This window comes from Nostoc sp. WHI, assembly GCF_015714725.1.
Lineage (GTDB): Bacteria > Cyanobacteriota > Cyanobacteriia > Cyanobacteriales > Nostocaceae > Nostoc.
In genome coordinates this window covers 1-6,465 of record NZ_WBKM01000199.1, presented here as the reverse complement: position 1 = coordinate 6,465, position 6,465 = coordinate 1, and the positions used below count along the sequence as shown (strand labels likewise).

Genomic DNA, 6,465 nt, shown 5'->3' with positions numbered 1-6,465 from the left:
TGTCAATGGATAGCTGGAAGTTGGGATAATTTTTGTATTTCTATCTTTAATTCCTTTATTAAACCTCAAACTGCTTGATTAATTTTATACTTGCGTTCTCATCTTTAGCTATTGGTTGCTGTAATTGATACTAAATATCAAAGGCTTGTTACAGATATTTTGGGAAATAATCGTCAAATGACTTACTAGCAATCTTTTTGAGATATCTCATCAAGATGAATTCTCCTGCGAATCAATATTTTATTTGTAAATAAAATCACTCCGTACTTGAATATAATTTTTAGCGATCGCACTTTTTTTGTCCGACCTCACAAAATCGCATTGCTCCCCATTGTTATAACTTCCCAGATGTATTTGGTGAATTCTTGCTGATAATGGTTTTTGCCATTTCTAGAAGCCCAAAAACATTAGCTTCCACTGGATTGTCGAGAATTTTGAAACCGTTCTTTTCTAAGAGCTTCTTAAATCCAGGTAAGAGGCAACCTCCACCTATCGCCCAGATTTCATCCCCTTGGTGCTTGGCATCAAGTGTCAAATTCACCACTTTCTTCAAGTATTTTTCATACCAATCTTTCAAACAAGCACTGTATATATCTTTGATATCGATGTCACGGCTGTACTTGGTATGTCCCATTTCCAGACAAAACCGGATCTTGGAAGCATCCCCGATTTTTCCGCCATTTAGATGTTTCATTTTTTGGGAAATATCATCAATGAGAACTTCTACACCGATGGGGTAGGCGGTGTGAACTTCTCGTTTCCCTTGGTTGTAACGAGAATACAGAGTCGTTCCATTGCCAAAGTCTAAAATGGTTAATTTTTTCGGTAGTTGATGCCCAAACAATGCACCCATTCCCTCTAGCACAACTTTCAGCACTTCTACCTTTACATCTGATTGTTTCCCAGCAAGTATTGGCTGATATTCTCCATTTAGTACTTTTTGCAATTCATCAGCCAGAGCAACATCATGTAAGCTGACGACTAATTTTAAGTGCCAAGCCTTACGGTGTGGCAGATGTGCCAACGCACCGAATAATGTCAACAACGCATTATTGACTTTGTTTTCATTATTATCGGTGTTCCGGTCAAAATGATAACCTGTGCGGAAAGCTGATTCTCCAACTGTGTAGGCACTACCGTTAAAAACTACTCGTCCGGGTACATCCTCCATGTCGGCATTGGTTATATAGCTCGGCACACGAACTACTTCAAAGCCATCGACTAAAAGTTTTAGGCTTCCATAACCGTTATCAAAGCCAGCAGGAAAAATTTTTTGCAAGATGTGAATGTTTGACATAGGGATCAAGTCAATACGTTTTGATTTTTGAAAGTTATCTGTTCAGATTATCTAGGGGAGCAGGAAAGCAGGGGAGAGAAGAATAACTTGCTATGAGTCTTTCCCCAGAACTCTGCCCCTTCCTTCTCTAACCTCAAGAGCTTATCATAACCCCTTGGGGGCTAAGTGGGGTATATTTGCTTAGATGACACTTTGTACCCCACTTAGCCCCTAAGAATACTCCATATAGGTGTCAAATTCTCATCGAAGCTCTAAACTATCTTTGGGGTACATATAGCCCCCATATAGCCCCCATCAGCAATTTTTGAAATCTTTTCTATCAACGCAGTAGAAATAAACTTACAAAAAAAGGGGGTGGGGTGTAGAGAAGAAGGAATAAAGAACTTTAGTTGTGGGTCTAAAGCCCACTTAAACAAATATTTGTTTCGAGACGGATAGCGCGAGATACAAAGCATCCTTGCTTCAATCCCGCGTTTCAAAACGTGGGTTCCCTACACCCTCTGAAATGGTTGACTGTTTGATTTATACTTTACTGTCAATGTCTTTGTTATTAAATTAGCTTCCCGTCAGATGTCTAGCCAGAGCTTTGATACAGTTGGAATTTACCTACGAGAAATTGGTCGCTTTCCGAGGCTATTGCCAGAGTAAGAGATTGTCTACACAAGAATTCCAAGGTACGCTCTGCTAATGGACAAGGAATGAAAGCTTTACGAGGTGAGCAAGAGCAAATTAAAGATTATTTGGTTTCTTGAAACCTATTTATATCCAAGGAGAAGGAATCGCTATTGTAGAAAGCACTTCTCCCGTACTCAGTCTAATAGCAGTTTGCTCAGAGTTGGGGCATTGAACTTTAACTTGGATGATTGAAGTCCGTCCATTATATTCTCCAACTACAGGCTCACCCGTAAACTCACAAAGTATCCCCTCTTGGCAGTGTCAGCATTCAAATATAATTCGGCTCACTGCTTTGTCGCAGTCTAGAAATCTCACATATTAAAACCGTTCGGCTGATAATTCTGGTTTGACTCTCCGGGATTCAGGCGAAAGCCATTTGAGTAGTTTAGATAGGCACTCATAGATTACATGGACATCTCCGGTTCAGTAAACTAAGTCAAACGAGATAGTATTAGTCCAACTTTTTCCGAATCTCTTTTGCCTTAGCTTCTAATACAGCCAATAAATCTCTCAGTTGCTCTTGCTGGATATCTTCGACCTTAGTTGCTGAGACATCTCGAATTAGAGAACTGATTTGATGACTTGGTTTAGGTTTTGTTTCAGGAGCATGTTCAGCAATAGTTTGGGCAACTAGAAAACGAGTTTGAGCGACTGTTAGCCTTTCTTGCAAAACTTGTGATGTAGCATCTTGTCGGATTTTCAGAGCTTTAGTTTCCTCAATTTTTAAATTTTTAGAATTTAGTTTTTGGAGTGAACGGGCATGGTTTGCACCAAGTCCTGATTGTCTAATCGCAGTTTTTAAGTCTTCTGAAAGCCGTAAGCAAGGAAAGACATTTGCATCTACTGATGCTGGATTTTGTTGAAAACGTAGTAATAACAGAAGAATACTTTGTTCTATTTCGTCTAAATTAAATGCTTTAATGCCTTCTGACTGCTCTTTTCTAGTTAAAATAACCAATTCAGTTAATTGGGGCAACAGTTTTTTTGCGTTTAATCTAGCTATTGCTCTCCTAAGTGCTCTAACGACTTCTTCCTGTTCAAATTCCAAAGCTAACTTAGCCTGTTGAATCAAACCTTCGGCTAAATCTAGCTCATTCAAGCCTTCTCGGTGAAGACTAGTTAATAAAGTGCGTGCATGTAATTCCTCTTCAGAAAGAACTTTCTGAAGCATCACTGCATCCAATGTTTCAATTTCTGGCTGTAACTCTTCTGCAACTGATCTCCATCTCCGTTCTCCATCAAAAATGAGATTTCCCGGTAGTAAAATAATCGGCTGTTGTTGCCCTTCCTCTCTAATGGAAACAGCCATACTCCGAATACTATCCGAAGTAAATGTTTGCCTTGCTTGTTTCGGATTGGGTCTTACTTCACTATAGTGAATTTTAAAAATTCCAGATGCTTTCAAATGTTCTCGTAGGTCTTCAATAGTTTGATTGAGGAGTGTACGTTCTTCTTCAGCAAGCTTTCCCTGTGCTTGTTCATCTTTTAATCTTGTAATCTCTGCCTGTAAATCTTCTACTCGTTCTTCAAGCCCAAATATCTGTTGTGAATCAGCAGCAGAAGCAAACATTCCAAGTACACTCGGTTTGTTTAATTTTGTCATCGATTAACCTCTTATTAGCTTAAGTTCTTGAACTAGTGCATCAACAATTGGCATAAAATCTCCTCTTGCCTCTTTGCCGGGTCTGTAAATTCCCAGAGGTAGCCCTCTACCAGAAGCATTAAGAATATCCGCTGATTCTCGAATTGGGCTAAAATACTGAATTCCCAAATTTTTACAGACCAGGGGAAGTTCCTCAACAATACTTCTATGCGCTCCCCAATCACTTTTCCAACGAGTAGGAACTATACCTAATATTTTCGGAGTCGGTTTCAATCTCAGCCGCTTGCAGTTGAAATAGTACCACTCAATCATCGCCGCAGCACTTTGAGAAGCCTTGTATTCAGGTTGAATGGGAATTAACACGTGGCTAGAAGCTGCAAGAGCAGTCAGTGGTAAAGGCTCTAATGTTGCAGGACAATCAATAATTACAAAATCGTGAGATAAGGGGTAATCACTCAACCGATCCGCAAGAGTATAAGCTCCACGCAGATCCTTTGAAACTGCCCGAATTGTTTCGTGTAATTCTTTTCCGCCTTTACAAACTTGAATTTTATCAATCTTACCTTGCCAAGCTGTAACTAAGGGCCAGTTCCCATTGAAGTCTGGCTCGTAAACATTAGCCATTGTTCCCTGTGTTTTAAATTCTCCTAATCCGCAAAATAATGTCAATGATTCGTTAGGATCGATGTCTAATAGTGCCACTGAATAGCCACGAACGCCCAACTCATACGCAAGATTGTACGAAATAGTACTTTTCGCTACTCCTCCAGCGTTTGTCTCAATCGAAAGGGTCAAATTGGCAGGCATAATTTTTTCTCTTTCTTGATTACTATATTTCCGACTCCAAGTCATGAGATAACGTTATATCAGTTTGGGCGAATAATTTTGAGATAATGTTATATCATTTTTCCGATTTCTCTAACAAGGATTGCTATCAAAATAGATGATTACTTGCAACGGCTTATGTGAGTTGGGGTAGTAAAAAAGAAGGGGAAACCGCAAGATAAAGGTAACTACACCAAAGCTTGAGGCCTCCCAATGAATATGGTAGACGGTTCGACCCTGTTGACAACAATTTTTGTACTGGTAGATGACTGGTATCAGCAAAAAGGCTATCGTTATGTACTGTTATTGCCAGGTCCATCACCAAGATTCACCGATAGTGAGATGTTAACGTTGTTGGTAGCAATGGATTTTTTCCCATACCCAGGAGAACAGCAGTTTTTAGGTTTCCTCAGAGCAAACTACTTGAGCCTGTTCCCAAAACTGCTAGACCAAAGCCAGTTCAATCGGCGAGCCAGACGTTTGGAAGGAATGCTCGAAGAATTAAGACGTTTCTGGGTTCTGGAATTGGGGGCAATTTTTGAGCGCACCCTGTTGTTAGATACAAAACCAGTACCAGTAGTTGGCTACAAACGAGACAAACGTCAAAGTGATTTTACTGGCAGTGCCGATTATGGCTGGTGTGCCAGTCGAAAAATGAATTACTTTGGCTACAAATTGGTACTCATCAGTACTCTCAACGGCATACCCCTGGTTTACTCTTTAGTACCCGCCAGTACTGATGAACGTCTAGCCGCCGAATCAGTTTTAGAGTGCGTTCGTGGCTGTCGCATCAAGGCTTTCAAAGGATTTATTGGTGGCCAATGGCAGAACGATATTTTCCAAACTACAGGCAATCAGATTTTCACCCCAAAACGAGCTAACCAACTAAAACAACAGCCAAAAGCTTTTGAAGGTTTATTAACCCACATTCCGCACTTCAATAAGTAGCACAAGTAAACTACATGAACAGAAAATGCAAAATTAGAATTTGAATAATCAAGTAACCAGAAAATAAATAAATTATCTACATCAAAATTCCAGCTTTTTTATTGTGTAAAAAAGCTTATTAGACAACAATATTAATTTGAATTATTCAATCAGTTATAGAAAAACAAGACTGAATAATACTAAATTAGAGAGCTAATAACTAAGATAATAAATAATACTTTTGACAAGGTAAAGGTAGGAATTGCAGGATTCGATAACGTGACTCCGTTAAGTTCAGAATCCTACACCAGTCTTGTGTAATCATCAGATGAATCCCTTGAAAGCATTGAAATATCCAACGCATTGTAGGGGATTGGGTGTCTTGCTTCAGTTGATTTTTAACTGTAGCTTTTTGGGTTTTTAAGGCTATTCTTAATTGTCTTTGTCCTAAATTATAAACTAATAGACATAATGAGATTAACATCATCATTGTCTCTACTCTTTCTGGATTCTTCACAAACAGACTATCGGCAAAAAATAACGGGTCTTTGATAAATCTAAATCCTCTTTCTGTTGATTGCTGTTCTTTATAGATTCTGAGGATTTCTGAGGGTTTTAACTCGGCCACCTCTAAAATATTGGTTGCTAAAATAAATCGACCACAAGAGTTTTGATGCTGGGTGATTAATTCCTGATTCTCTGCGAGTCTAGCTGATATTTGATAAACTACTGTTTGCTTTTTATTTAATTTGGAGGTAATTTTTAATTCGGATATTTGATGATATTTTAATTGGCTAGCCAGTTCTTGAATTTTTATTTCAGCTAAAGATGGCTGTGTAAATTCATCTTTGGCTAACTTCACTAGATGTTTGCTGACTTTTAAGAACTCTTCTGAGGTTTTTTGGGTTAATTTCTGGATGTCTGATTTTTTTCTTTCTGCACTTTCAACTAATAACCATCTTTGCTCTATTTCACCATAAGTTACTTTGGACTCTTGATAGCTATATCCTTTTAATTCACTTGGTTTCAGTTCGGTGCTGCTCAATGCTTTTACTAAGTTTTTGGCTTTTTTAATGGTAATGGGGACTCGACTTATCCACTTCATATTCGACATTAATTTTAAATTGCTTTCGCTATA

The 6,465-nt window shown here is 38.7% G+C and carries 4 protein-coding genes and 1 pseudogene; 1 reads left to right on the top strand and 4 read right to left on the bottom strand.

The window, feature by feature from the left end; all coding sequences use genetic code 11:
- Positions 1 to 334: 334 nt before the first annotated feature.
- From F8S12_RS20060 to F8S12_RS20045, 3 genes are all read right to left on the bottom strand, one after another.
- The gene (locus F8S12_RS20060; protein ID WP_196517848.1) at positions 335 to 1,297 is read right to left on the bottom strand and encodes a ParM/StbA family protein; all 963 of its coding nucleotides are present in this window, start codon (positions 1,295 to 1,297) and stop codon (positions 335 to 337) included.
- A gap of 1,126 nt (positions 1,298 to 2,423) precedes the next feature.
- Positions 2,424 to 3,575, bottom strand: coding sequence for a ParB/RepB/Spo0J family partition protein (locus F8S12_RS20050; RefSeq protein ID WP_196517847.1), 1,152 nt, complete (start codon positions 3,573 to 3,575; stop codon positions 2,424 to 2,426).
- 3 nt (positions 3,576 to 3,578) lie between these two features.
- Positions 3,579 to 4,382 (bottom strand): ParA family protein, encoded by an 804-nt coding sequence (locus F8S12_RS20045; RefSeq protein WP_196517846.1) that lies wholly within the window; start codon positions 4,380 to 4,382, stop codon positions 3,579 to 3,581.
- A 237-nt stretch (positions 4,383 to 4,619) separates the two neighbouring features.
- On the opposite strand from F8S12_RS20045, the pseudogene F8S12_RS20040 reads away from it, so the two are divergent.
- Positions 4,620 to 5,330: pseudogene (locus F8S12_RS20040) on the top strand (IS982 family transposase); the annotation flags it as partial.
- A gap of 217 nt (positions 5,331 to 5,547) precedes the next feature.
- On the opposite strand, the gene F8S12_RS20035 reads toward F8S12_RS20040, so the two are convergent.
- Positions 5,548 to 6,465, bottom strand: a 918-nt coding sequence (locus tag F8S12_RS20035; protein WP_196517844.1) for an IS1634 family transposase, incomplete at its 5' end; no start/stop codon positions are given.

What these genes read in the sequence shown, in the direction of transcription:
- F8S12_RS20060 (WP_196517848.1), bottom strand. Translation starts at nt 1,297, where the DNA reads ATGTCAAACATTCACATCTTGCAAAAAATTTTTCCTGCTGGCTTTGAT.
- F8S12_RS20050 (WP_196517847.1), bottom strand. Translation starts at nt 3,575, where the DNA reads ATGACAAAATTAAACAAACCGAGTGTACTTGGAATGTTTGCTTCTGCT.
- F8S12_RS20045 (WP_196517846.1), bottom strand. Translation starts at nt 4,382, where the DNA reads ATGCCTGCCAATTTGACCCTTTCGATTGAGACAAACGCTGGAGGAGTA.